Source organism: Mycolicibacter heraklionensis (assembly GCF_001021505.1).
GTDB lineage: Bacteria > Actinomycetota > Actinomycetes > Mycobacteriales > Mycobacteriaceae > Mycobacterium > Mycobacterium heraklionense.
Window position 1 is genome coordinate 168,486 of the sequence record NZ_LDPO01000005.1, and the last position, 25,086, is coordinate 193,571.

General features: G+C 69.0%; 26 protein-coding genes. 12 read left to right on the top strand and 14 right to left on the bottom strand.

Annotation, left to right across the window (positions count from 1 at the left end):
* Positions 1-109 precede the first annotated feature (109 nt).
* Positions 110-691, top strand: a complete 582-nt coding sequence (locus tag ABW16_RS08915) for a cation transporter (protein ID WP_233424731.1) — start codon at positions 110-112, stop codon at positions 689-691.
* A gap of 86 nt (positions 692-777) precedes the next feature.
* On the opposite strand, the gene ctpC is transcribed toward ABW16_RS08915, so the two are convergent.
* The 5 genes from ctpC to ABW16_RS08940 form a co-directional block, all read right to left on the bottom strand.
* Positions 778-2,991, bottom strand: coding sequence for a manganese-exporting P-type ATPase CtpC (gene ctpC, locus ABW16_RS08920; protein ID WP_047318790.1), 2,214 nt, complete (start codon positions 2,989-2,991; stop codon positions 778-780).
* Between the two features lie 31 nt (positions 2,992-3,022).
* Positions 3,023-3,304 (bottom strand): DUF1490 family protein, encoded by a 282-nt coding sequence (locus tag ABW16_RS08925; protein WP_047318791.1) that lies wholly within the window; start codon positions 3,302-3,304, stop codon positions 3,023-3,025.
* Positions 3,305-3,420: 116 nt separating this feature from the next.
* Entirely contained in the window at positions 3,421-4,842 is a 1,422-nt protein-coding gene (locus tag ABW16_RS08930) for a PE-PPE domain-containing protein (RefSeq protein WP_233424732.1), read from the bottom strand.
* A gap of 168 nt (positions 4,843-5,010) precedes the next feature.
* Positions 5,011-5,733 (bottom strand): TIGR03089 family protein, encoded by a 723-nt coding sequence (locus tag ABW16_RS08935; RefSeq protein WP_047318793.1) that lies wholly within the window; start codon positions 5,731-5,733, stop codon positions 5,011-5,013.
* A 10-nt stretch (positions 5,734-5,743) separates the two neighbouring features.
* Positions 5,744-7,219 (bottom strand): LCP family protein, encoded by a 1,476-nt coding sequence (locus ABW16_RS08940; RefSeq protein WP_233424728.1) that lies wholly within the window; start codon positions 7,217-7,219, stop codon positions 5,744-5,746.
* A gap of 132 nt (positions 7,220-7,351) precedes the next feature.
* Here ABW16_RS08940 and rfbD point away from each other — a divergent pair, with 132 nt between their 5' ends.
* The 3 genes from rfbD to manB are packed head-to-tail and all read left to right on the top strand — an operon-like array spanning position 7,352 to position 10,177.
* Entirely contained in the window at positions 7,352-8,209 is an 858-nt protein-coding gene (gene rfbD, locus ABW16_RS08945) for a dTDP-4-dehydrorhamnose reductase (protein WP_047318795.1), read from the top strand.
* 10 nt (positions 8,210-8,219) lie between these two features.
* The gene (locus ABW16_RS08950) at positions 8,220-9,107 is read left to right on the top strand and encodes a glycosyltransferase family 2 protein (RefSeq protein ID WP_047318796.1); all 888 of its coding nucleotides are present in this window, start codon (positions 8,220-8,222) and stop codon (positions 9,105-9,107) included.
* The gene (gene manB / locus ABW16_RS08955) at positions 9,104-10,177 is read left to right on the top strand and encodes a mannose-1-phosphate guanylyltransferase (RefSeq protein WP_047318797.1); all 1,074 of its coding nucleotides are present in this window, start codon (positions 9,104-9,106) and stop codon (positions 10,175-10,177) included. The genes ABW16_RS08950 and manB overlap by 4 nt, the downstream gene beginning before the upstream one ends.
* Before the next feature lie 104 nt (positions 10,178-10,281).
* On the opposite strand, the gene ABW16_RS23840 is transcribed toward manB, so the two are convergent.
* Together ABW16_RS23840 and ABW16_RS08965 are read right to left on the bottom strand one after the other, a co-directional pair.
* A complete protein-coding gene (locus tag ABW16_RS23840) occupies positions 10,282-10,671 on the bottom strand; it encodes a type II toxin-antitoxin system VapC family toxin (RefSeq protein WP_052956820.1) in 390 nt (129 codons plus the stop codon).
* Positions 10,656-10,895, bottom strand: coding sequence for a hypothetical protein (locus tag ABW16_RS08965; RefSeq protein ID WP_047318798.1), 240 nt, complete (start codon positions 10,893-10,895; stop codon positions 10,656-10,658). The genes ABW16_RS23840 and ABW16_RS08965 overlap by 16 nt, the downstream gene beginning before the upstream one ends.
* 112 nt (positions 10,896-11,007) lie before the next feature.
* On the opposite strand from ABW16_RS08965, the gene ABW16_RS08970 reads away from it, so the two are divergent.
* Entirely contained in the window at positions 11,008-11,481 is a 474-nt protein-coding gene (locus ABW16_RS08970; RefSeq protein WP_047318799.1) for a hypothetical protein, read from the top strand.
* A gap of 83 nt (positions 11,482-11,564) precedes the next feature.
* Here ABW16_RS08970 and ABW16_RS08975 read toward each other — a convergent pair whose 3' ends face one another.
* From ABW16_RS08975 to cofD, 3 genes are read right to left on the bottom strand one after another with little or no spacing between them, the layout of a single operon-like run.
* A complete protein-coding gene (locus tag ABW16_RS08975) occupies positions 11,565-12,104 on the bottom strand; it encodes an NUDIX hydrolase (RefSeq protein WP_047318800.1) in 540 nt (179 codons plus the stop codon).
* Entirely contained in the window at positions 12,101-13,441 is a 1,341-nt protein-coding gene (locus tag ABW16_RS08980; RefSeq protein ID WP_047318801.1) for a coenzyme F420-0:L-glutamate ligase, read from the bottom strand. Before ABW16_RS08980 ends, ABW16_RS08975 begins: the two co-directional genes overlap by 4 nt.
* Entirely contained in the window at positions 13,438-14,442 is a 1,005-nt protein-coding gene (cofD, locus tag ABW16_RS08985) for a 2-phospho-L-lactate transferase (protein WP_047318802.1), read from the bottom strand. Before cofD ends, ABW16_RS08980 begins: the two co-directional genes overlap by 4 nt.
* Before the next feature lie 347 nt (positions 14,443-14,789).
* Between cofD and ABW16_RS08990 the strand changes: the two genes are divergently transcribed.
* A complete protein-coding gene (locus ABW16_RS08990) occupies positions 14,790-15,176 on the top strand; it encodes a WhiB family transcriptional regulator (RefSeq protein WP_047318887.1) in 387 nt (128 codons plus the stop codon).
* A 33-nt stretch (positions 15,177-15,209) separates the two neighbouring features.
* Here ABW16_RS08990 and ABW16_RS08995 read toward each other — a convergent pair whose 3' ends face one another.
* Entirely contained in the window at positions 15,210-15,665 is a 456-nt protein-coding gene (locus ABW16_RS08995; RefSeq protein ID WP_047318803.1) for a metallopeptidase family protein, read from the bottom strand.
* Between the two features lie 91 nt (positions 15,666-15,756).
* Here ABW16_RS08995 and ABW16_RS09000 point away from each other — a divergent pair, with 91 nt between their 5' ends.
* From ABW16_RS09000 to ABW16_RS09025, 6 genes are read left to right on the top strand one after another with little or no spacing between them, the layout of a single operon-like run.
* The gene (locus ABW16_RS09000) at positions 15,757-16,197 is read left to right on the top strand and encodes a DUF3499 domain-containing protein (protein ID WP_082134020.1); all 441 of its coding nucleotides are present in this window, start codon (positions 15,757-15,759) and stop codon (positions 16,195-16,197) included.
* Between the two features lie 58 nt (positions 16,198-16,255).
* Entirely contained in the window at positions 16,256-17,671 is a 1,416-nt protein-coding gene (locus ABW16_RS09005; protein WP_047318805.1) for a phosphomannomutase/phosphoglucomutase, read from the top strand.
* Entirely contained in the window at positions 17,668-18,801 is a 1,134-nt protein-coding gene (locus ABW16_RS09010; RefSeq protein WP_047318806.1) for a hypothetical protein, read from the top strand. The genes ABW16_RS09005 and ABW16_RS09010 overlap by 4 nt, the downstream gene beginning before the upstream one ends.
* 8 nt (positions 18,802-18,809) lie before the next feature.
* On the top strand, positions 18,810-20,063 hold the full coding sequence (gene manA, locus ABW16_RS09015; protein ID WP_047318807.1) for a mannose-6-phosphate isomerase, class I: 1,254 nt from the start codon (positions 18,810-18,812) through the stop codon (positions 20,061-20,063).
* Complete coding sequence (locus tag ABW16_RS09020) at positions 20,064-21,005, top strand: cation diffusion facilitator family transporter (RefSeq protein ID WP_047318808.1); 942 nt, start codon at positions 20,064-20,066, stop codon at positions 21,003-21,005.
* Positions 21,006-21,010: 5 nt separating this feature from the next.
* Positions 21,011-22,084, top strand: a complete 1,074-nt coding sequence (locus tag ABW16_RS09025; RefSeq protein ID WP_047318809.1) for a type I-U CRISPR-associated protein Cas7 — start codon at positions 21,011-21,013, stop codon at positions 22,082-22,084.
* A 56-nt stretch (positions 22,085-22,140) separates the two neighbouring features.
* On the opposite strand, the gene ABW16_RS09030 is transcribed toward ABW16_RS09025, so the two are convergent.
* From ABW16_RS09030 to ABW16_RS09040, 3 genes are read right to left on the bottom strand one after another with little or no spacing between them, the layout of a single operon-like run.
* A complete protein-coding gene (locus ABW16_RS09030; RefSeq protein WP_047318810.1) occupies positions 22,141-22,536 on the bottom strand; it encodes a PaaI family thioesterase in 396 nt (131 codons plus the stop codon).
* On the bottom strand, positions 22,533-23,453 hold the full coding sequence (locus tag ABW16_RS09035) for an alpha/beta fold hydrolase (RefSeq protein WP_047318888.1): 921 nt from the start codon (positions 23,451-23,453) through the stop codon (positions 22,533-22,535). Before ABW16_RS09035 ends, ABW16_RS09030 begins: the two co-directional genes overlap by 4 nt.
* Positions 23,443-25,011 carry an adenylate/guanylate cyclase domain-containing protein gene (locus ABW16_RS09040; protein WP_082134021.1) on the bottom strand — a complete coding sequence of 523 codons (1,569 nt, stop codon included), beginning with the start codon at positions 25,009-25,011 and terminating at the stop codon, positions 23,443-23,445. Before ABW16_RS09040 ends, ABW16_RS09035 begins: the two co-directional genes overlap by 11 nt.
* Between the last annotated feature and the right edge of the window lie 75 nt (positions 25,012-25,086).

Sequence of the window (25,086 nt, forward strand, 5' to 3'; positions counted from 1 at the left end):
GACCGACGCCCCGGCCACGACCATCGGGCACCACGATCACGATCATGATCACGCTGGGCATACCCATCGCGTTCATGTCGTTCGCGACGGGGGTTGGCACCGCGCAGCGATCTGGGCTCGGCGGCTTGCCTGGGTGAGCCTGGTCCTGGTGGGAATCGAAGGAGTGGTGGGCCTGTGGCAGGGCCTGACCGCCGGTTCGATCGCCCTGACCGGCTGGGCGCTGGGCGCCATTCCCGAGGCGCTGGCCGGTGCCGTGGTGATCTGGCGGTTCACCGGCGCCCGCACGCTGTCCGAGACGGCGGAGCGGCGCGCTCAGATCGGCGTGGCGATCTCGTTCTGGATCAACGCCCCCTATATCGCCGCGGAGTCGGTACACCACTTCTTCGGCGACCAGCGCAGCGAAGGCACCGCCATCGGGATCGCGGTCACCGCCGCGGCCGCGCTGGTGATGCCGATTCTGGGCCGTGCCCAGCGACGGCTCGGCACCCGGCTCGGCTCGGCGGCGACCGTCGGTGAGGGAGTGCAGAACTATCTGTGTGCGATCCAGGCCACCGCGGTGCTCGTCGGGCTGACCCTCACCACGCAGTGGTCCGGCAGCTGGTGGCTGGACCCGCTGATCGGTCTGGGGGTGGCCGCCGTCTCGGTGTGGCAGGGCTTCCGTTCCTGGCGCGGCGAGGGCTGTGGCTGTTGACGGCCGTTGAAGGCTACCGACGCTAAGTCCCGACTGCCCTGGAGCTGGTGGTGGTGCTCGACAGGAACAGTCGGGACGTCGACAGATTACGGCACAGACGGCACGGACGCCATCGGCGTCGCCGCCTCGGCGCCCAGCCGGTAGCGAATCAAGCGTGAGCTGTTGGCGACGACGGCCACCGACGACGCGTTGTGCAGGATCGCCGCGAGCACCGGTGACAGCGCACCCCCGGCGCCGATCAACAGGCCGGCGGCGTTGACCGCGATCGACATGCCGTAGTTCTGCCGGATCACCTCGACGGCGCGCCCGCCCAGGTCCCGGACGTCGAGCAGCCGGCGCAGGTCGTCGTTGGCCAGGGCCACGTCGGCGGTCTCCACCGCAACGTCGGTGCCGGCCAGACCCATCGCGATCCCGATGTCAGCGGCGGCCAACGCCGGAGCATCGTTCACGCCGTCACCGACCATGCCCACCACGTAGCCCTCGTCCTGCAGCTCGCGGACCACCTGCAGCTTGTCCTCCGGCAGCACCTCGGCTCGCCATTCATCGATGCCGAGTTCGGTCGCCACCGCTGCCGCGGTCTCGGGGTGATCGCCGGTGAGCATGACGATGCGGCGAATACCTTTGGCACGCAATGCCTCAAGTACTTCGCGTGACTCTGGGCGTACCTCGTCGCGCAGGCTGATCAACCCGACCAGGGTGCCGTCGACCGCCAGCAGCAGCGGGGTCTCGGCCTGGGCCCGCAGTTTAGTGACCCAGGCCGCCGCCTTCTTGGAGATGCGGACCTTCTCCGAGCGCAGCAGGTTCGGGCTGCCCAGCAGCAGGGTGCGGCCGTCGGCCCAGGTGCGGATGCCCAGCCCCACCAGGACTTCGCACTCCTCGTGCGGCGGGATAACGATGTGGCGTTCCTCGGTGGACCGGATCACCGCTTCGGCCAGCGGGTGACGCGAGTGCAACTCCGAGCTGGCGGCGTAGGCAAGAACCTGCTCGGGCTGCCAATCCTTGTGGATGGCAACAATATTGGTCACCACGGGACGGCCCACGGTCAGCGTGCCGGTTTTGTCGAACACGATCGCGTCCACCCGGCCGGCCTGCTCCAGATGCGAGCCGCCCTTGATCAGGATGCCGCGCCGGGCGCCGTTGCCGATCGCCGCGCTGATCGCCGTCGGCGTGGCCAGCCCCACCGCGCATGGGCAGGCGATCAGCAGCATCGTCATCGCGCGACGGACATCGCCGGTGAGCACCAAGGTGATAGCCGACAGGATGAACGAGGCCGGCACGAAGCGGCCGGAGAAGTTCTCGCCGACGGTCTGGATCGGTGCCCGGTCGTGCTGCGCCTGCTCCACGCGGCTGATGATGCGGCCGATCACGGTCTGGTTTCCCACCGCGGTGGCCCGGACCACCACCCGGCCGCGCACCACCACCGAACCGGCATGCACGCGCGCCCCGGCGATCACGCTGACCGGCAGGGTTTCGCCGGTGATCGCGGACTGGTCGACGATGGCCTCCCCGTCGACGATCTCGCCGTCGACCGGGATCGCCACGTGGTCGTGGACGATCACCTCGTCGCCGATCTGCACCGTGTCGATCGGCACCTGAACCTCAGTACCGTCGGCCAACCGGACCCAGGCGGTGTCCTGGTTGCCGCGCAGCAGATCCGAGATGGCGCGGCGGGTGCGGCGCAGCGTCAGATCCTGCAGGTACTCACCGATGTTGAGCAACCACAGCACGGTCAGCGCGACCACGTTCTCCCGGAGCACCAGGCTGGCCACGGTCGCTGCCGTCACCAGTGCGTCGGTGCCGGCCTTGCCGGACCGGATCGAGCGCAGCGCGCCCCGCAGGAAGGGATAGCCCATGAAGACCGTGGCGCCGGTCGCGACGAGTTGGCCGCTGGGCCCGAGCAGCGGCGGCCGGGCCAAGACGTAGCGGCGCATGCCCAGCAGTGCCAGCGCCGCGCCGCCGATCACCATGCGCAGCACGTCGGTGTTGCTGACGTCGGCCGAGCGGGGCGTGCGGGCGGGGATCAGCTCGGCCGCGACGGTGGCCGCAGAACCGATTGCCGCGAGGATCTCCGCGGTGTCGCTTCGTTTGGGGGAGTACCAGACCACGACCGAGCCGGTGCGCGGATAGGCGTGCACGGTGCGTACGCCGTTGACGCGGCCGGCGGCCTCTTCGGCGGCCACCGCACGCCGTGAATCGCCACGGACCCACGGAACCTGCACCCGCATCCGGCCGGCCGCGTCGGAAACGACGGTCAAATCATCGTCGACGGGCACCGTTGCTATGGCGCCGCTGCTGTTCATCGCTGCGCTCCCCATCGTCGGCGCCGGGCGATCAGTGGTCGTGGTCGTGCTCGACGGCCGCTGCCGGCGGGGTGGCCTCCTCGCCGATACGCTCGCGAGCTTCGGCGACCACGTCGGCGACCTTCAGTCGCGCCGACTCGGCAACCTCCTCGGCTCGCCGGGTTCCGCGCAGACTCCACTCAGTGGCCGTCACCGCTGCCTCGTGCAGCGGAGCTTTCGCCAATGCCCGGCGCGCCACCTCGTAGGCGCTCACTCCGACCAGCCCGGTGAACACCGTCGACGCCGCTTTCGCCAGCAATCCCTGCACCGCCATGAGCCTCTCCTGTTCCTCTCGCTGCCACTCGCAGAAACATTAGCATATCCGCATATCAGCATGTATATGTCGAAGTGGCGGCAGAATCGGGCCGCCGTGGCGCGCCGAGCAGTGCCTCAGAAGAGCGGGAGCAGATCCGCTGGTTCACCGATGCCCAGAAGCGGGCTGATCGCTTGCAGGACGGCACCGATCTCGACCATGCCCGCCAGGCTGCCCAGGCCGACCGTGGCCGCGATCGGCAGACCGATGGCGTCGAGGAGGTCACCCGACATCAGTTCCTGCATGAACAGGCTGATGTCATAGGCTGGCAGGCTGGTCAGCAGCGCGTTGATGACGTCTGCGGTGGGCAGCAGGCCGGAATACGCCGACGAGAGCACGCCGGAGAACGTGTTGACGATATCGAGCAAGCTGGGTAGCGAATCCGTCGCGTTGCCGTTGGCGATCTCGTTCACGATGTTCGGCAGCGACAGCGACTCTAGGTCGTGAATGAAATCTTGGACGCCCTGTTGAGCGCCGTTGACCAGGGCGGTGAACACATCGGCCGGGTTGATATCGGTCGGAAACAGTGCGAACGGGGTGGACACATTCGCGGGCCCGTGGTCCCAGCCTTCATCGATGCTGCCGTAGCCCAGGTTGACCAGCACGCGTAAGGCCGGCTGCAGCAGGTCGGCAAGTGGGTCTCCCAGCACCGGGATGGCGCGCAGCGGTACCAGTAGCGGCAGATTCTCGGTGGGAATCATGAAGTATCGGGTGGCGCCGGTGTAATCGTCGGTTACCGGCAACTCGACGGTGGCCGCCAACTGCTCGGCGGTCAGCGAGCCGTAGGAAGTGTGCACAAAGGCGATGCCCAGGAGTGCGTTGATGTCCGACAGCAGGTTGATCGGGTAGCGCGGGAAGTCGGCGAAGCCGTCGTATTCGGCGGTGTAGATCGCGGTCGCCCAGGGTGTGTCGGCGGGCTCCGCTCCGCTGAAGGTGATCCCAAGGCTGGGGATGCTCAGCGGCGGCAGACTCGGATCGCCGAAACGTGACAGCAGGCCGCCGTTGGGATTGCTCTCGTTGCCGAGCAGGACGAACGACAGCTGGTCCGCGGTGGGCTGCTCGCCCAGCGGCAGTGCCAGCAGATCACGCATCTGAAGTGCGGAGATGACGGAGCTCTGCGAGACGCCCACCACGACCAGGTTGTTCCCGGCCGCGATCTGGCCCTTGATCGTGCTGTCCAGAATGGTGAGCCCCTGCGTCACCGACGGATCCAGTTCAAGGACCTTGATGCCGGTCAGCGGGTACAGGCCTTCGGGGGTGAACAGCGAGTGGGTGGCGTCCACGGGGAACTGTGGCTGACCGGCGAAAAACGGCGTCGCTGGATCGACGTAACGGTGCATCAGCGCCGCCATGCCACCCGCTGAGGGGATCGGGTCGCCGCTGCCGCCCATGATCCACGCCTCGGTGCTGAGCAGATCCGCTTCTGCCAGCACCGTTATCACCCCGGTAGCGGCCCCGGGGCTGATCGCCGCCGAGATGCCCACGGCGGTGGCGAGCATCGGTGCCACTACCTCAGGCCACCGAATTGCGCGACAGATCATTGCGGCCCCCTCGATATCTCAAGGACTCTTGGACTGGAATAAGTAAATGCTGTGACAAAAGCTACATAAAATTAATACCTGCTGAGCTGAACGTCAATCAGTTTCTACTGCCCGAAATCCGGCGGTTCAGTCGAACAGGCGGGTGACCTTCTCGCTGGCCCGGCGGCGCTCCTGTAGGCCGGGATCGGGGTTGGCGACCTGCACCAGTGACCCGCCCACGGCGAACACCGTCAACATGTTCTCGATCAGCTCGGTCGGGTTGTTCCAATCCCTGGTCGACCACACCCGATCCGACGACGTCAAACCCAGTGTCGCCGCGCACTTCTCGCACGACGCCAGCACGTCGTCGGCCGACGATCCGGCTAGGGCTGGGCCGGGGGCGCGTTCGGCGATGATCTGGTCGCCGTGCACCCGCACTGCGGTCGCATAGTCGGTGACGCCCACCGGCAGGTCGGGGGCCGGCTTGCCGAACGGGTCCAGCGACAGCACGACCACCTCGCCACCGGTGGCGGCCACCGCCGCGTCGGCCTCATCGAGTCGGTCGGCGGTGCACAGCGCGACGTCGGCGTCTGCGTCCGATCCGGTCAGCACTTCGGCACCGATCCACCACGCGCCGAACAGCACCGCCGCCGTCTGCCAATGCGCGGGCAACAACACCGCGATGCGACTTCCGGCGCCGGCTCCGAGCTCGTCTCGCAGCAGGTTGCCGGTCTTGGCGGCCCAGTTCGCCAGCGTCGCCGCGGACAGCTCGATACGTTCCCCGGTCGCGTCGTCGTAGTAGGTGATTCGTGGCCCCACCGGGTCGGCGCGCAGGAGAGGATCAAGGATCGCCGAGCTGAGGTTGATCACTGCAGCGACGTTAGTTCACGCACTGGGGGTCGTTGGAACCCGCGGTCAGAATCGGTGACGCAACGGGGATTTGGGGCGCCTCGCCGTCGTCGTAGCTGGAGATGCCGGCCACCTGCGCGCTGGCGCCCCCGGAGCCCATGCCCGATCCGGGCCCGGTGTAGTCGTTGGCCAGCACGACGCGCACCGAGCCTGTCGGGACCGACTCGACTGCCACCACCGGCAGTCCGCCGAGGTCCCTGGCCACCGCCTGTGCGCCGGGGTCGTCGGCCGAGGCGGCCTGCACCTGACTGGTGGGCACATGCTCGGACTCGTTGTTACCCACCGATCCGGTGCCGAATCCCTTGGCGTTGAGCACCCCCGAGACCGCGGCGGCCAGGCCGTTGATGTCGGTGTCGTTGAGCACGCTGGCGGTGGTCTGTTCCGGGTTGTAGGCCAGCAGCTCGGTCTTGCCCTCGTCCTGATCGTGCAGCAGCCCGGCCACCCACTCGGCCACCTGGCTGGGGTCGACGCGCACCACGCTCTGCATGCCGTCGTCGCTCCAGCCGGACTCTTCGAGCACCGGGATGGTGGCGAACGCCACCTTGCCCGCGGCCAGGTCTTGGGCCTTCGTGACGAAGTCGATCACGTCCCAGCCGGCCGAAAGCACCACCGACCGTTGTACTGCGGCCTGCAGCCGGGACAGGGTGCCCGGGCTGGACAGCGTCTTGCCGGAGATGACCTGGTGCGCAAGCGATGCCATCACCACCTGCTGGCGACGGACCCGGTCCAGGTCGCCGTGCGGGAGTTCGTGGCGCTGTCGCACGAAACTCAGCGCCTGGGAGCCGCCGAGCCGCTGCCAGCCGGCCGGGAAGTCCGCGCCGGAGAGCTCTTCGTACACCGGCTCCTTGAGGCAGACGTCGACGCCGCCGAGGGCATCGGTGATCAGCGCGAACCCGAGCAGTCCGATCTCGGCGTAGTGGTCGACGGTGACTCCGGTCAGGTCGGCCACCGTCTTGATCAGGGCCTCGCGGCCCGCTTCGGTACCGCGCGCCTGCGCCTGGATCGGATCCATCCCGGATTCCACGAGCGCGTCGGCGGTCTCCAGGCGGGTGGCCCCGTACACGCCGTTGATCTTGGTCTTGTCCAGGCCCGGTGCCGCCACGTAGGAGTCGCGGGGGATCGAGATCGCGGTGGCCGACTTCCCGTTGTTGGGGATCCGGACCAGGATGATCGTGTCGGTGTTGGTGGCCTCGTCGTCCCCAACGCGCAGAGAGGCCAGCTCTTCGGGGGTCAGCGGATTGCCGTGGGCATCGGTGCGGCTGTCCATCCCGACCAGCAGGATGTCGACCGCGCCGTCGGATCCGCCGTTGCCCAGCGCCAGCGACGAGACGTGGAAGATGCCGTCCTCGAAGGACCGGACCTGGCTCCAGGCCACTCCGGTACCCAGGACGATGGCGACGGCTGCCACCGTGGCAATCACACGAACCACACGTTGCGCAGGCATCACTTAAGATTACTTGCGTAACTGCTGTATCGGCGGTAGCCGAGTGCGGCGTGCCAGACCGCGTGCCAGACCGGCGGTTTTGCGAGCCTCGACGGAGGAGAGGCGACGCTGGAACCGCCGCATAAGCTCGAGCTCATGCGGATTGTGATCACCGGCGCCGGCGGCCAAGTCGGCACTTTCCTGGCGAAACGCGCCGCCGAGACCGGTTGTGACGTGCTGGCACTGTCCTCGGCGCAGTGCGACATCACCGATGCCGCCGCGGTGGACGCGGTGGACCTGCGGCCCGGTGACGTGCTGATCAACTGTGCGGCTTACACCCAAGTCGACGCCGCCGAGACCGACTCCGAGCGGGCCGATGCCGTCAACGCGGCCGGACCGGGCCACCTTGCGGCCGCCTGCGCACGGGCCGGCGCGCGCCTGATCCATATCTCCACCGACTACGTCTTCGACGGCGACTTCGGTGGCGGCCCGCCGCGCCCGTACGAACCCGGGGATGCCACCCGGCCGCTGTCCGTCTACGGCCGCACCAAACTGGCCGGTGAGAACGCGGTGCTGGCAGGCTCGCCGGACGCCCTGGTGGTGCGCACCGCCTGGGTTTACACCGGGGCCGTCGGTGGCTCCGACTTCGTCGCGGTGATGCGCGAGCGGGCCGCCAGCGATGCCGGTGTGGAGGTGGTCGACGACCAGATCGGATCCCCGACGTATGTCGGCGATCTCGTCGAGGCGCTGTTGGCGCTGGCTGCCTCACCGCCGAGCGCCCGGATGTTGCACGCCGCCAACGCCGGGGCGGCGAGCCGGTACGAACAGGCCCGCGCGGTGTTCGCCGCGGTCGGCGCCGACCCGGACCGGGTGCGGCCGGTCAGCAGTGCAGCGCATCCGCGCCCCGCGCCCCGGCCCGCCTACTCCGCGTTGTCGGGTGCCGAGTCGGCGCGGGCCGGCCTGGCACCGCTGCGCCGGTGGAGCGATGCACTGTCCGCGGCCTTGGCCAGATAACCTCTACGCCGTGAGTGAGGCCCTACCGGTGGTGACGGTGACCTATTCGCCGGGATGGCATTTGGACCGCTTCCTGGCATCGCTGTCGCTGGCGACCGATCGCCCGGTGCGGGTGGTGATGGCCGACAACGGTTCCACCGACGGTGCGCCCGAGGAAGCCGCGCAGCGCTATCCCAACGTGCAACTGCTGCATACCGGGGCCAACCTGGGCTACGGCGGCGCGGTGAACGCCGGGGTGGCCCTGCTCGACGCCGAGGACGGCGAGCGCAGTGAATTTCTCATCGTGGCCAACCCCGATGTCCAGTGGGGGCCGGGCAGCATCGAGGCGCTGTTGGATGCGGCGGCCCGGTGGCCGCGGGCGGCGACCCTGGGCCCGCTGATCCGGGAACCGGACGGCTCGGTGTATCCGTCGGCGCGCCACCTGCCCAGCCTGATCCGCGGCGGCATGCATGCCGTCGTCGGCCCGGTGTGGCCCAACAACCCCTGGACCCGGGCCTACCGGCAGGAACGGCTGGAACCCAGCGAGCGGCCGGTCGGGTGGCTCTCGGGCGCCTGCCTGCTGGTGCGCCGTGCGGCGTTCGACGCGGTCGGCGGCTTCGACGACCGCTACTTCCTCTATATGGAGGACGTCGACCTGGGCGACCGGCTGGCCAAGGCCGGCTGGCTCAACGTCTACGTGCCGTCGGCCGAGGTATTGCACCAGAAGGGCCACGCCACCGGCAAGGACCCCGCGCGCAACCTGGCCGCGCACCACCGCAGCACCTACACCTACCTCGCCGACCGGCACACCGGCTGGTGGCGGGCCCCGCTGCGCTGGAGCATGCGGGGTGCGCTGGCGGTGCGCTCACACTTGGCGGTGCGTAACGCCCGCCGCAAACTGACGAAGGGACAACCGTGACACTGAGCCAAGTCGACGCGGTCATCCTCGTCGGCGGCAAGGGGACCCGGCTGCGGCCACTCACCCTGTCGGCACCCAAGCCGATGCTGCCGACCGCGGGTCTGCCCTTCCTGACGCACCTGCTGTCGCGGATCGCCGCGGCCGGAATCGAGCACGTGATCCTCAGCACGTCGTATAAGCCGGAGGTGTTCGCCGAGGAGTTCGGCGACGGCTCCGCGCTGGGCCTGCAGATCGACTACGTGACCGAGGAGGAGCCGCTGGGCACCGGCGGCGGTATCGCCAACGTCGCCCCCAAGCTGCGCTATGACACCGCGATGGTGTTCAACGGTGACGTGCTGTCCGGGGCGGATCTGAGCGAGTTGTACGACTACCACCGCGAGCAGGCGGCCGAGGCGACGCTGCACCTGGTGCGGGTCGGTGACCCTCGTGCCTTCGGCTGCGTCCCCACCCAGGACGGGCGGGTCACCGCATTCCTGGAGAAGACCGAGGACCCGCCGACCGACCAGATCAACGCCGGCTGCTACGTGTTGTCCCGCGACGTCATCGACCGCATCCCGCGCGGACGCCCGGTGTCGGTGGAACGCGAGGTGTTCCCGGCGCTGCTGGCCGACGGTGTGAAGGTCTGCGGCTACGTCGACACCAGTTATTGGCGCGACATGGGAACCCCGGAGGACTTCGTACGCGGTTCGGCGGACCTGGTGCGCGGCATCGCGCCGTCGCCGGCGCTGGGCGGCCGGCGCGGCGAGGCGCTGGTGCACGACGGCGCCTCGGTGGCGCCGGGTGCGGTGCTGATCGGCGGGACCGTGGTGGGGCGGGGCGCGGAGATCGGCCCGGGTGCCCGGCTGGACGGGGCGGTCATCTTCGACGGCGTCAAAGTCGAGGCCGGCTGTGTGATCGAACGCTCGATCATCGGGTTCGGCGCCCGGATCGGGCCGCGGGCGCTGATCCGCGACGGGGTGATCGGCGACGGCGCCGACATCGGGGCCCGCTGCGAGTTGCTGCGCGGGGCCCGGGTGTGGCCCGGCGTGTCGATCCCCGACTGCGGGATCCGCTACTCCAGCGACGTGTGAGCCGGCTCTCGGCTGACTCTGCGCTCAGGGCGCATCCCTCTCGAACTTTTCCGCCGTACACGCAGTGTCAACGGCGGTTAGTCACGCGATCGAGCGACGTCTGGCTAGCCGACCTCGTGTAGCCGCAACCCGTCCACCCGTTCGAAGTGCTTGCGGTTGCGGGTGGCCAACGGCAGGTCGAAGGTCAAGCAGATGCCTGCCTGGAGGCAGTCGGCCAGCCCGATGTCTTGGCCACCCCGTCGTAGCGCGGCGGCCACATCGCCGGCGCGCAGTGCACATCGGGAATCGAGCGGAAAGGTTCGCGAGCGCACTAGCCGGAGGATATAGTCGCGGCGCGCCAAGAAGTCCATACCGACCCGCAGTTCGAATGCGGTTACCGCGGTGACACGCAGGCGATGGCCGGCAATTAACTCGCGGACCAACGACACGCCGGGGCCCTTGCCGCGCAGAAAATCGATGATCAGATCGGTGTCGACGACTACGACGCCCGCCACGTGGCTCTCGCCTCGTCGATGCGGGTTCGGACCTCGTGCGCCTCGGAGTCGGTAAGGGTGCCTTCGAGGCCCAGCAGCAGGTCGACCTCATCGGTGTTCAAATTTGCGAGGTAGCCGTCCAGCGCTTCCTGGACCAGGGCAGAAAATCCGCGCACACCGCGACGCTGTGCAATCGCGCTCAGGGCGCGGTGCTGTTCGTCGGTAATCTCCACCGTCGTGCGCATGCATGCATGCTAACACATGCCCTAGTGGCCACGGTCCGGATCAGCCGCGGCGAGCGGCTTCCTGGGGAACATCGTCGGCGGGGATGACGAAGCGAGAGAGATCACCGAAGGCATGCTGGCCCGTGTCGACAGCATCGACAATCCTTCGCTGAGATGCATCGCGTTGCTTGCGTACGGACTGGCGCACCGTGTGACGGATCCGCCGAGTGCTTTGGACGCCCTGCGTCGTGGCCTTGAAATCGCTCAACAGAGCGGCAATGAATGGGCCGAATCCCATCTGGCAGCCAGCCTGTCGAGGACTGCGGTCACCGGCGGCAAGTCCGCGGACGCCTTCGAATACCTCGAACTCGCCATTCGCAACTTCTCCGATGCGGGCAACTTCTCGTTGATGAACACTTCCTTGGCGATCCCCGCCGGCGTTCTCGACAAGCTCGGACACTACGAACCCGCCGCCACCATCAATGTGTGCGCCGCCTACCTTTGGACGCGTACCGCCAATCTCGAGATCAACACACGATCGACCATCTGCGCGGGGTACTCGGCGATCAGGCGTACGAAGTCCTCGCCGAGGCCGGCCGGCACATGACCGACGCCGACATGGCGGCATACGCGCTCGATCAGATCTAGCGGGCTCGTGCTCAGCTCAGCGGCTCGGAATGACCGCCGAGCTCAAAACCGATCCGTCGCCACGCCCACCAGATGCGCCACCGCGTCGTCGGCGTCCGGCGGTAGCGCATCCACCGGCCACCAGCGCAGGTCGTCCGATTCCTCGCTGATGCCGATCTGCGCACCCGCCGGCGCGTGCGCTACGAACTGCAGGTCCAAATGCCGGGTCGGCACACCCAGCGAGCACGTCACCGGATGCACGTGCACGGCTGCCAGCTGCGGATCCAACCGCAGATCGACGATGCCGGATTCCTCGGTGGCCTCACGCAGCGCGGCGGTGACGATGTCGGCGTCGGTGTCCTCGCAGTGCCCGCCGAGCTGCAGCCAGCGGCCCACCCGGGGGTGCAGCGTCAGCAGCGCGTGCTCACCGGTGTGGTCGAGCACCAGTGTCGAGGCGGTGATGTGGCCGGGAACGCATTCGCGCCGGCACGCGTCGGGGCGGGCAGCCAGAAACGCCAGCACCGCCTGCCGTAGCGAGTCCTGCGCGGAATCCGGTGCAGCCCAAGCGCTCAGTGCTGCGACGGCGGAGTCGTGCAGACTCATCGCCGCACCAGAAGGTCGCCGACTTCGGCCGGTGGGCGGGGTTCGGGCGGGTCGGTCGGATAGCCGATCGCGATCGCGCCCAAGGGTTCCCAGTCGGCTGGCAGATCCAGTTCGGTGCGGACCAAATCAGGGGTGAAGATGGTGGAGCCGATCCAGCAGCTGCCCACCCCACGTACCGCCAGGGCCACCAACAGGCCCTGGACGGCGGCGCCGACGGCAACCGTGAACATGGTGTGCTCGGCGGCCGTGCGGGTGGCGTCGGGGTAGTGGTGGGCGCCGTCGGGCACCATTATCGGGATGACGACTTCGGGTGCGTCATAAAGGATCTGGCCACGCGAAACCCGGGCCTCAATGGCCTCGGGGGACTTGCCGTCGCCGGTCAGGTCGGACCGCCACCGCTGGGCCATGGCATCGAGCAGCCGAGTGCGCGTGCTTGGCGTCTGCAGCCAGACGAACCGGACCGGGCGGGTGTGATGCGGCGCCGGGGCAGTCAGGGCCTCGGCCATGGCGTCGGTGATCAGTTGCCCCGGAACGGGTTCGCCGGCGAAGCTGCGCACCGAGCGGCGCAAAAGCTGCGCTTGGCCGCGTCCGACCTCGATGGCCTCGGCGGTGCCGAGCCAGAACAGGTCGTCAGGACCGGAACGCACCAATGCCGCTGCGGTGGAACCGTCGTCGGGGCTGGCAACACCACGCACGACGGCCACCGGAACATCGGTGAGCTTGCCCTTCACCAGGTCCGCGGCCGCGGCGAGTTCGTCGGCGACGGCGACTTCGGTGACCACCAACTCGTTGCCGTGCCGGTCGACGGACCCGGCATAGCCGTTGAGGACGGACAGCCCCGACGCCCCGATCGCGACGTCGATCTGGCCGTTGCGCCAGGCGCGGCCCATGGTGTCGGTGATCAGCACTGCCACGCTGACGCCGAGGTGCTCGGCCAGTCCGGCGCGCAACGCGGCGGCGCTGCCGTCGGGATCGACCGGCAGCAGCGCAAGTTCGTCGGAGCCGACGTTGGAGCCGTCCACACCGGCGGCGGCCTGCACCAGACCGAGGCGGTTCTCGGTGATCCAGGTGCGGCCCTTGCGGGCCAGCACACGCACCGCTTCGGCCTCGACCAGCTGGCGGCGCAGCGCATCACGCGCCTCGGCGTCGTGTGGCGCCGGCACGATGCGGCCCTCGCACTTGGACACCACCTTGCTGGTGACCACCACGATGTCGCCGTCGGTCAGCCAGGGGGCGGCTTGGGCCAGCGCGGCCGCGAGGTCGTCGCCCGGCCGGAATTCGCCCAAGCCGGTCACTGGCAAGATCTCGACCTTGGCGGCGCTGCCGTGCTCGGTCATCGCACGCCCGCGAGATCCAGCCCGGTGCGGACCATTTCGGCCGTGGTGGCCGGATCGGTCATCAGCAGCGGGGCAGCGCGTACGGTCACGCCGGCGATGTCGGAACCGTCGACGGACTCACCCTCATGCACCAGCCAGTAGTCCAGGATCCCGGTCCCGCTGCGTGCGCCGTAGTGCTCGCCGACCGCGCGGGAGGTGGAATCCAGGCCGATCACGCTCAGGCAAACGTCTGCCATGCCGCGCAACGGTTTTCCGGCGACGATCGGGGAGTAGCCGACAATCGGCGCCGCAGTGGAGCGCAGCGCCGCGCGAACACCCGGGACGGCCAGGATGGCACCGATGCTCACCACCGGATTGGAGGGGGCCAGCAGCACGATGTCGGCGCCGGTGATGGCGTCGACGACTTCCGGTGTGGCCGCGGCCTTCTCTGCGCCCACGAAACCGAAGCCGTGGGTGGGAACCTGGGCGCGGTAGCGCACCCACCATTCCTGGAAGTGGATTGCGCGCTGGGTGTCGTCGGCCGGATCGGTGATGACGACGTGGGTTTCGCAGCTGTCGTTGGTGACGGGAAGCAGCTTCGCTCCCGGCTGCCAGCGTTCGCACAGTGCCGAAGTCACCTCTGTCAGCGGATAGCCGGCCCGCAGCGACTGGGTGCGGACCAGGTGGGTGGCCAGATCCCGGTCGCCGAGGCCGAACCAGTCGGGCTGCATGCCGTAGCGGGCCAACTCCTCCATGGCGTGCCAGGTTTCGTCGCGGTGCCCCCAGCCGCGCTCGGCATCGACGCCGCCGCCCAGGGTGTACATGCAGGTGTCCAGGTCGGGGCAGATGCGGACCCCGTGCATCCAGGCGTCGTCGCCGACGTTGACGACTGCGGTCAGTTCGTGCGCGGCGGTCCCGTTGTCCGCTGCGGATTCGGCGAATTGGCCCAGACCCAGCAGTTTCTGGACGCCGAGCAGGAACCGGGCGCCGCCGACCCCCCCGACGAGAACGGTGACCTTCACAGCGCACGACAGTACCGTTGGCGCCGTTATGCTCGGCGTGGCGGACCGCCGTCACCGGTCGCGGCAGGGGCGCGGTAAGACACGCCGATAGGCGAGTGTGGGGTAGATGACAGGGACTCGCCGGTCTCGGACACGTTGGAAATCGATCACGAGATGGTAAGGAATTTGGCCATTCGGCTTGACCGGGCTGGTCAACCCGTGTCTAATCACACTAGTGTCATTTCCCGGTTGGCCAGCCGATTTCGGTGTCGCAGACCGAGATTCGATCACATGTTCGAATTGGGATGGTCAATATCTCGATATTCGGCCGACATATCAGGATCGCGCTACAGGTGAGGAGGCGGAGCATGTCCTATGAGCACCTTTGGGGCGTGATGGGCGGTGCATCGCACGCCGGTGCCGAATTGGTTACGCCGACCGGGCTCGAGGCGACGCCCAGCCGGCCGCATCTGAGTCTGGTTCCCGAACCCGAGGACTATGACGAGTTCGACCCGTTCGACCCGGCGACGGCCACCAACGAGCAATGGCAGGACCGTGCGCTGTGCTCGCAGACCGACCCGGAGGCGTTCTTCCCGGAGAAGGGCGGCTCGACCCGGGAGGCCAAGAAGATCTGCCAGCGGTGCTCGGTTCGCAGCGAGTGCCTGGAATACGCTCTGGCGCACGACGAGCGCTTCGGTATCTGGGGTGGGCTTTCCGAGCGTGAGCGCCGCCGCCTCAAGCGCGGCATCATCTGAGCGCGTCTTCCCCGACTGCGCTCTCTGCGGGGTCTAGTCGTCGATCGTCGGGTCGATGACGGCGGGCTCGACATCCAAGTAGGTGGCGACCTGGGCCACCAGAATCTCGTGCAATAAATCGCCGAGCTCTGTGCTGTCGTTCGCGCGTTGCTCGATCGGCTTGCGGAACAACAAAATTCGGGCACGCGTCGGATTTCCGCGGACATCCACCCCGGCCGGAATCAAGCGGGCCAGCGGAATTGGCCCGTCCGCGACCACTTCCGGGGGCCACTGCACGCTGTCGGGATCCTTGGCCGCGATCCGCGGGATCTCGTCGACCGCGACGTCGAGCGCGGTCAGCCGTTGCTTCCACCGTTGTTCGATGGGCTCGTAGGCCTCCAGCACCGCCATGTCGAAGCGTTCGGCACGGGTGCGCCAGCCCGGCACGGTCGGCGGCAACAGCGGCCCGCGGGTTTCACGGCCGCGCCTGCGGCGACGCGTGGCGGTCACGGAAGAAGATGGTAACGGTTGTGCATAGGGTGCCGGCCGATTGCGCGTGTCCGGCGCCGCCGGGGCGCGCGGCCACGATAGCCTCGACCGCGTGAACGTTCCCCGCCGTTGCTGCCGGCCAGGGTGTCCGCACTATGCGGTGGCGACGCTGACGTTCGTCTACTCGGACTCCACCGCCGTGGTCGGCCCGCTGGCGACCGCCGCCGAGCCGCATTCCTGGGATCTGTGCTTCAGCCACGCGGGCCGGATCACAGCCCCGCGCGGTTGGGAACTGGTCCGTCACCCCGGCCCCTGGGTGTCCCCCGAAGAGGATGACCTGATCGCGCTTGCCGAGGCGGTTCGCGAGCGCGAATCCGGGCGAGCGGCCCCGGCCAACGGGTGGTACCCACAGGCCAATCCGGTCGACTCCCCGACCCGGGGAGCGCCCAACGCTGGACCCGGTGGCGGTGTGCTGGCACCGCCCGGTCCGCCCGGCAAGACCAATGGTCGACGCCGTGGCCACCTGCGTGTGTTGCCAGACCCGTCGGACTGATCGCGGGTTCCGGGCTAGGCTTGAGCGTCAAGAGTCCACTGCGTCAGGAGCCCTGTCCATGTCTCGGCCCGCTGCGGCTGTCCACCGTGTGATCAAGGCGTACGACGTACGCGGCCTGGTCGGTTCGGAGATCGATGAATCCCTCGTCACCGAGGTCGGATCCTCGTTTGCTCGGCTGATGGCCGAGGAAGGCGCCCGGCAGGTGGTGATCGGCCACGACATGCGGGACAGTTCGCCAGTGCTGTCGGCGGCGTTCGCCGAGGGCGTGGTTGCCCGCGGCCTGGATGTGGTCCGGATCGGGCTGGCGTCGACCGACCAGCTCTATTTCGCCTCCGGGGCGCTGGACTGCCCGGGTGCGATGTTCACCGCCAGCCACAACCCGGCCGCCTACAACGGCATCAAGCTCTGCCGGGCGGGTGCCAAGCCGGTGGGCGCCGACACCGGCCTGGGCCGGATCCGCGATGAGCTGATCGCCGGTGTCGACCCGGCCGGCGACGGCCAGGGGTCGCGCGGCAGCGTCACCGACCGCGACGTGCTGGCCGACTATGCGGCGTTCCTGCACTCTCTGGTCGACATCTCCGGTCTGCGTCCGCTGCGCGTGGCTGTCGACGCCGGCAACGGAATGGCCGGCCACACCGCGCCGGCGGTGTTCGGATCGGTTGGCGCGATCACGCTGCTGCCGCTGTATTTCGAGCTGGACGGCAACTTCCCCAACCACGAGGCCAACCCGCTGGACCCGGCCAACCTCACCGATCTGCAGGCGTTCGTGCGCGAGCAGGGCGCCGACATCGGGCTGGCCTTCGACGGCGACGCCGACCGCTGCTTCGTGGTCGACGAGCGCGGCGAGCCGGTGTCCCCGTCGGCGGTGACCGGCTTGGTGGCCGCCCGCGAACTGGCCCGCGAGCCCGGCGCGACGGTGATCCACAACCTGATCACCTCGCATGCCGTGCCGGAACTGGTCACCGAGCGCGGCGGCACACCGCTGCGGTCGCGGGTCGGGCACTCCTACATCAAGGCGCTGATGGCCGAGACCGGGGCCATCTTCGGCGGGGAGCACTCGGCGCACTACTACTTCCGGGATTTCTGGGGCGCCGACTCGGGCATGCTGGCCGCCCTGCACGTGCTGGCGGCGCTCGGCGAACAGCAGCGGCCGCTCTCAGAGCTGACCGCCGACTACCAGCGTTACGCAGCGTCCGGCGAGATCAATTTCACGGTCTCCGATGCGCAGGCCTGTGTGGATGCGGTGGTCAGCTCGTTCGGTGACCAGGTGGCCGTCGACCACCTCGACGGCGTGACCGTCGACCTGGGTGCGGGCAGCTGGTTCAACCTGCGCAGCTCCAACACCGAGCCGCTGCTGCGGCTCAATGTCGAGGCGCCCGACGCCGCCGCGGTGGACGCGGTGGTGGCGCAAGTCTCCGAACAGATCGCCCGGCAGGGCCAAGCCGTCACCGCCGCGGAGAAGTCGCGTCCGTGACCGCGTTCTCCGGCTCTTTCTCCACCGTCGACCTCGATGACACCGAGGCCCTGTTGGCGGCTGACCACGACGGCGCGCTGTGGGCCGCGTCGATGGCCGGGGCGCAGGTGCGCGCCACCGCCGCAGCGGTCGACGAAGGCGCGTTGGATGCCGTGCGCAGCGAAAGCCGTGACTACCCGCCGCGGACCGTTATCTGGCTGTCCACCCGCGGTACCGCCGCCACGGCCGGGAGTCTGCTGGCCGCGACGCGCGGCGATTCGGCGCGCGCGCCGCTGGTGCTGGCCGCCGAGGCCCCGTCCTGGATCGGGTCGCTGGACGTACTGATCGTCGCCGGCGACGACCCGGGCGACCCGGCGCTGGTCGCTGCGGCTGCGGCCGGAGTACGTCGCGGAGCACGGGTGGTGGTGGTCGCGCCCTATGAGGGGCCGCTCCGGGACGCCACCGCCGGCCGCGTGGCTGTGCTGGAGCCGCGGATCGCCGTCGCGGCGGAGTTCGGCCTGCCGCGCTACCTGGCCGCTGGGCTGGCCGTCATGGACGCGCTGGAGGCCGACGGTGCGGCTGCACGGACCGACCTGGGCGCGCTGGCCGACGAACTCGACGCCGAGGCGCTGCGCAACAGTGCTGCGCGTGAGCTGTTCACCAACCCGGCGAAGATGTTGGCCGACCGCATCGTCGGCCGCGACGTCGCGTTGGCCGGCGATTGCGCGGCAACCCTGGCGCTGGCGCGGCACGGCTGCGCGGCGATGCTGCGGATCGGTCGGACCACGGTGGCGGCCACCGGGCTGGCTGACGCGGTGATCGCACTGCGGGCACGCTCCGCGGGTGGTCGCGACGTCCCCGACATCTTTCACGACGAACAGATCGACGGTCCGGCCGTCGACCGGTTGCGGGTGCTGGTCCTGACGCTGGCCGCCGAGCGTACCGTGGTGGCGGCCCGAATCAACGGCTTGCACGATGTCGACCTGGTCGCAGCCGGGGACGTACCGGTGGCAGCGGGCGCCTCGGAGGAAACCGCGGCCCCGACCCAGGGGCTGTCTCCGAGCGGCCCGGGCCGGGCCGAAGAGCAGCTTGCAGTGTTGGCCGTGCGGTTGGAGATGGCCGCCGCCTACGTGCGACTTTTGCGGGGTTGACGGGAACAGTGGAACAACTACGCGGTGCGATACGGACCTACGCCTGGGGCTCGAGGACAGCTATCGCCGAGTTCACCGGGCGCCCGGTGCCGGCGGCGCATCCGGAGGCCGAGCTGTGGTTGGGTGCACACCCGGGGGATCCGGCCTGCCTGGAGACCGATACCGGCGAGGTGTCGTTGCTCAGTGTTCTGACCCGAGACCCGGAGGGTCAGCTGGGCCCGGTGGCCCAGGCGCGGTTCGGTGACCGGCTGCCGTTTCTGGTCAAGGTGCTGGCCGCCGACGAGCCGCTGTCGCTGCAGGCCCACCCCAGTGCCATGCAGGCGATCGAGGGCTACGAGCGCGAAGAGCGGCTCGGGGTCCCGGTGTCCTCGCCGATCCGCAACTACCGCGACACCAGCCACAAGCCGGAACTGCTGGTGGCGCTGCAGCCGTTTGAGGCGCTGGCCGGGTTCCGGCCGGTGGCGCGCACCATCGAGCTGCTGAGGGCGCTGGCGGTATCCGACCTGGACCCGTTCATCGACCTGCTCGGCGGCCAGTCCGGTGACGGCCAGTCCGATGCGCAGTGCGACGCCGACGGGCTTCGGGCGCTGTTCACCACCTGGATCACCGCACCCCAACCTGATCTGGACGTGTTGGTGCCCGCGGTGCTCGAAGGGGCCATCCAGTACCTCAGCTCCGAGGCCGGCGAGTTCTCCGCGGAGGCCAAGACGGTGCTCGAACTGGGGGAGCGGTATCCCGGGGATGCCGGTGTGCTGGCCTCGCTGCTGCTCAACCGGGTCAGCCTGGCGCCAGGAGAGGCCATCTTCGTGTCGGCCGGCAACCTGCACACCTACCTGCATGGCGTGGGTCTTGAGGTGATGGCCAACTCCGACAACGTGTTGCGCGGCGGACTGACGCCCAAACACGTCGACGTTCCGGAGTTGCTGCGGGTGCTGGATTTCACCCCCACCACCGAGGAGGCGCTGCGGCCGGCCACCTACACCGACGGACTCGAGGTGGTCTACCAGACTCCCGCCGAGGAATTCGCGCTGTCGCGGCTGACGCTTGACGGCACTCACCTCGGCCACGAGGTGGATGCGCCGGCGCGCCACGACGGTCCGCAGATCCTGCTGTGCACCGAGGGCTCGATCACGGTGCACGCCAAGTCCAAGACCTTGACGCTGCACCGGGGCGAGTCGGCCTGGGTGCCCTGCGACGACGGGCCGATCCGGCTGCTCGCCCAGCAGCCAGCCGCCCTGTTCCGCGCCACGATAGGCCTGTGAGTGTCGTCCTCGGGTAGTACCAGGGCCATCGTCGCTGCGCTGGCGGCCAACGCCGGTATCGCGGTGGCGAAGTTCATCGGCTACCTGATCACCGGTAGCGCCGCCATGCTCGCCGAGGCGGTGCACTCGGTGGTCGACACCTCTAATCAGGCGCTGCTGCTGTTCGGCCAGCGCGCCGCCACCAAAGCGCCCGACGCGCTGCACCCGTTCGGGCACGGCCGCAGCCGCTACTTCTGGTCGTTCGTCGTAGCGCTGGTGCTGTTCAGCCTGGGCTCGATGTTCGCGCTGTACGAGGGCTACGAGAAGGTTCGCCACCCGGTCGAGCTGAGTTCGCCGGTGGTGGCGATCGCGATCCTGCTGGTGGCTATCGGGTTAGAGACCTACAGTTTTCGCACCGCGCTGCGCGAGTCGCGCCCGCTCAAGGGCGACGGCAGCTGGTGGCGGTTTCTGCGCACGTCCCGCAACCCCGAGCTTCCGGTGGTCCTGCTGGAGGACACCGCGGCGCTGATCGGTCTGGCACTGGCACTCATCGGGGTCGGGCTGAGCGTGGTCACCGGAAACCCGGTGTGGGACGGTGTGGGGACCCTGGGCATCAGTGCGCTGCTGGGGGCGGTCGCGGTCTTCCTGATGGTCGAGATGCACAGCCTGCTGATCGGCGAGGGCGCCACCGCCGCCGAAGATCAAGCCATTCGCGCGGCGCTGGAGGGAACCGAGAACGTCACGCGCCTGATCCATATCCGCACCCAGTACCTGGGCCCGGACGAGATGCTGGTGGGGGCCAAGATCGCGCTGGTTCCCCGGCTTGACCTGGCCGGCGTCGCGGCGACCATCGACGCCGCCGAAGCCAACATCCGCGCGGCTGTACCCGCGGCGCTGGTCATCTATCTCGAGCCGGACCTGGACCGGACGCCTGTGCCACACTCGGTGGAGCAGAAAGGTTGATCGCTTTGCCCAAACTTTCCTTCCCGCAGCTCACCGCGGCCTGCCAGGCCGGTGGCGGCAGCACGCTGACCGTGTCCACCGAGCTGGCACCCGCCGGTGGGCCGCACGCCGCGGTCAGCCCGGCTCCCCGCGCTGGGCGCTCCGCGTCGCCCGCCGAGACCCGCCTGATCGACGGCAAGCCGACCACGACGGTGCTCATCGACGACAACCAGAGCCAGGTCCAGCGCGTCGAAGCCGCGATCCTGCAGGGCATCCATGACCAGCACCCGATATTGAGCCGGGTGCCGCGCATGGAGGTCTCCTACGAGGGCGGCCGGTTGGTGTACACCGATCTTGAACTGCCGCAACGGATTTTCGACGGACACTTTCTCACCGGCTCCATCGACGCCAAGCCCGCTATCGCACACCCCGCCTACCGAATGGCCCGCGAGAGCACACCGGACAACGCCCGCGCACTCCTGGAATTGAGCCCCGGCAGTCTGGTCTTCGGTGCGATCGACGCCGCCCTCGGAACCGGCCAAAGCCGTTTCCGCGGTGTGCTGTCGGGCGAGATCATCGGTGTACTCGTCGATGGTGCACCAGCGGATTCCCGCGCGGTGTCGGACACCGGCGTGTGCTGCAGCCGGATTATCCGCACCCAGGTGCTCAGCTTCGCCGCGCTGCGGCAGCTGCGGTTCGACTGCGGTCCGGCCGGGGACGAGGCGGGCCGTGTCCTGCTGGCCTGCTATGCGCTGGCCGGGTTGGCGCGCTCCAACGCCGAATTGAGCATCCGGGCCAACTGCGACCTGGTGGAAACCGGTCCCACCACGCTCAAACTCGATGCCCGCGACGGAGAATTCGTCGAGTTGGCGGCGTTGTCGATCGCCGAGGCCGACGAGCTGCTGGAGCGGGCTCTGGTGGAGGCTTACCGGGAAGCCGACATCAGCTGGCGCGGCCAGGTGCTGCGCGTGGCCGGTAATTCCGCGGCCTACACCGCCGCCCAGAACGGCGGTGCACCCCAGGACATACCGGTGGTGCATGCGCCTCGGCGGTTCCGGTTGCCGCACTTCATCGAAAGCCGGCTGAGTACGCCGAACTGAGTCACCGCGATTCGGCGACGGATTCCAGAAGGATGTGAGAGCGGCCGCGCCGGCGATCAGCCAGGCAGCTCGATGGCGGCGAAGTTCACCGTCGCGGTGGCGGCGAGCTGATCGTCATTGCCGCGGTAGATGTCGACCTGGGCCACCACCGAACGCCGGCCGGTGCGCAAGATGGACGCGACCGCCCGGGCAGGCCCGATCGTGATCGGCCGTAGGTAGCGGATGAACAGATCCGTTGTGGCGATGCCGTTGCCGAATTGTGTGCTGCGGGCGGCGAGCTGGCCGGCCGCCACGTCGGCCATGGTGGCGATCAATCCGCCCTGCAGCCCGCCGGAGGTGTTGACCACCCGCTCGTCGACCGGCATCTCCAATGTCAGGGTGCCCTCGGCCGACGGCACCTCCTGCAGACCGAGTTGGGCGAACAACTCCCGGATCGATTGCGGCGCGGTCATGGCGTCGGCTCGTCCGCCTCGTCCCAGGCCTGAAGCAAGGTGCACAGAATCTCTTCGGCGCGGCCCAGTCCGGCCAGATGGCTCTCCCCGGGAATCGGGTAGAGCCGGGCGTCGGGCAGCAGCGCCACCGCGTGTTTGCCATGGGAGAACGGGACGATGTGATCGGCGTCGCCGTGCCACCAGTGCACCGGCACCTTCACGTCAACGAGCCGGAAGCCCCAGGGGCGGGCGAACAGGACGGCATCGGCGATCGGCGCGGCGAGCTGCTTGCGGGACCCGTTGAGCAGGTCATCGAGGAACATCGCCTTGAACTCCGGACGAGACAGCATCTCGCGGTCGCCCTCGGGCGAGAGCCTCGCGTAAAGCTCCAGCGCAGGCGAGGCCACCGGCCGGACCATCCGGATCAGTCCGGCGGCCAGCACGCTGATGGGGCGTCCGGCGCGGTCGAGCACCGGCTCGGCAAGTCGGGCCAGCCGCATCAGGTTGCTGTCGATAGCTTCGGGGCCCACTGCCGGGGCGACACCGCCCAGAATGCCGGCCGCCACCACCCGCTCGGGCATGGCCGCCGCGCACGCCAGCGTGTAGGGGCCGCCACCGGACAGCCCGATGACCGCCATCTTGTCGATCCCGAGGGTGTCGGCGACGGTGCGCAGGTCATCGGCGAACTGGGACACCGTCTCGTACTGGAAAGGGGTCGAGGAACCGATCCCGGGCCGGTCCACTCCGATCAGGCGGATGTTGGCTTCGGTGGCATACAGCCGTGCCTCGACGGGAATCTGCCGGCGGGCGCCGGGCGTGCCGTGCAGCCAGAACACCGCCCGGCCCTGCGGAGCGCCGAATTCGGCGAAGCCGAGCTGACGGTCCTCGCCGACGGCGATGTTCCCCTCCATCTGCGGGCGGGCGATGTCATAAGCCATCCTCGGAGTCTGGCACGTGCCCAGCAGCCAGGTCACCCCAGGTCGCGGGCTCGGTGATCGGCATCGACATTTCGGTGGGCTGCGCGCGGCCGCGCAATATCGCCGAGCCATGGTGCACCCAATGCGCCCGCTCGTCGTCGTCGGCGCGTTCCAGCGCGGTCGCCGAACACAACACCCGAGCCGTGACGGCCTTGGCGCGGTCGGCCAGCCGCGCGGCCTCGTTGACGGCATCGCCGACCACGGTGTACTCGTAGCGGTTTTCGCTGCCGATGTTGCCGGCGAACACCGGACCCGCCGAGACGCCGATCCCGAAGTCCACCAGCGGCAGCCGGCGAAGCCGGGCGATCAGGGTGCGGGCAGTGGCCAGTGCCGCCGTGGCCGCGTGAACGGACGGGACTGGAGCGCCGAACACCGCCAGCGCCGCATCGCCCTGAAACTTGTTGATCGAACCGCGCTGTGTGTCGACGGCATCCACCACGATGCGGAAGAAGTCGTTGAGCACCCCGGCGACCTCGTCGGGCGGGTGGGTGGCCGCCAACTCGGTTGACCCCACCAGGTCGATGAACAGGATCGCAACCTCTTGCACCGAGCCGGCAAGCGCGAGATCCTGCTCCACCGCCAGCCGGGCGACGTCGGAACCGACATGGCGGCCGAACAGGTCCTGGAGTCGGTCGCGTTCGGCCAGGCCGGCCACCATGCGATTGAATCCGGTTTGCAGCCGACCGATCTCGGATTGCTCGTAGACGCCGACCGACGTGGTCATCTCGCCGCGCTCGACCCGGGCCATGGCGTTGACCACCTCGCCGACCGGATCGGAGATCGAGCGCGACACCAGGATCATGGCACGGACGCCAAGCAGCACCGCCACCACGCACAGCACCAGCACCGGGATCTCCACCGACGAGTCCGGGTCGATGATCCAGCCCATCTGCCGGCAGACGATCAGCGCGATGATGGCCGCCGACGGCAGCGCACAGGTGACGAACCACATCGTCACCAGCCGGGCCAGCACGCCGGGGGCGGTCGCGCGGACGTCGGACCCCTGCCAGGCGGCGGCCACGATCGGGCGCAAGGTGCGCTGGGTGAACAGCATGCTGGTGCTCAGCGACGCGGTACCCCCGAACACGATGATCGAGCTGAGCAGCACTATCAGTCCCAAGTTGTGGGAGTGGATCGCGGCCATGCCGATCGCCCCGCCGATCAGCCAGGTCCCGAGCACGATCACCGACTGCCGGCGCAGGATGTTGATGGCTGCGCGGTGGTGTCCGCGGTCGGGCGGGGCTCCGGCGGTGTACCAGCGCACCGACGGCGCGATGCTGGCGCTGCCCGCGGCGACGACAGTCGCGGTGCCCAGCGTCACCAGTACCGCCACCAGCACCAGGTTCGGTACCGACAGCAAGGAGGAGTCGGTGAGTGGGGTCTCCCCGTTGAGCGACACCACCACCGCGATCGCCTCGGCGCTGGTCAGCAGGTGGGCGAAGGCCAGTCCGGCCGCGTAGTCGCGGATCCGGACGGCGGTACGCGGCCGCGCGCCTGCGCTCGAACCTGCCGTCGTCATCGCGGTCGTGCCCATCCCTGAGTGCGTTGTGCACCCAAAGTTATACGGATCTGCGGGACGCAGCGCACCATTTTC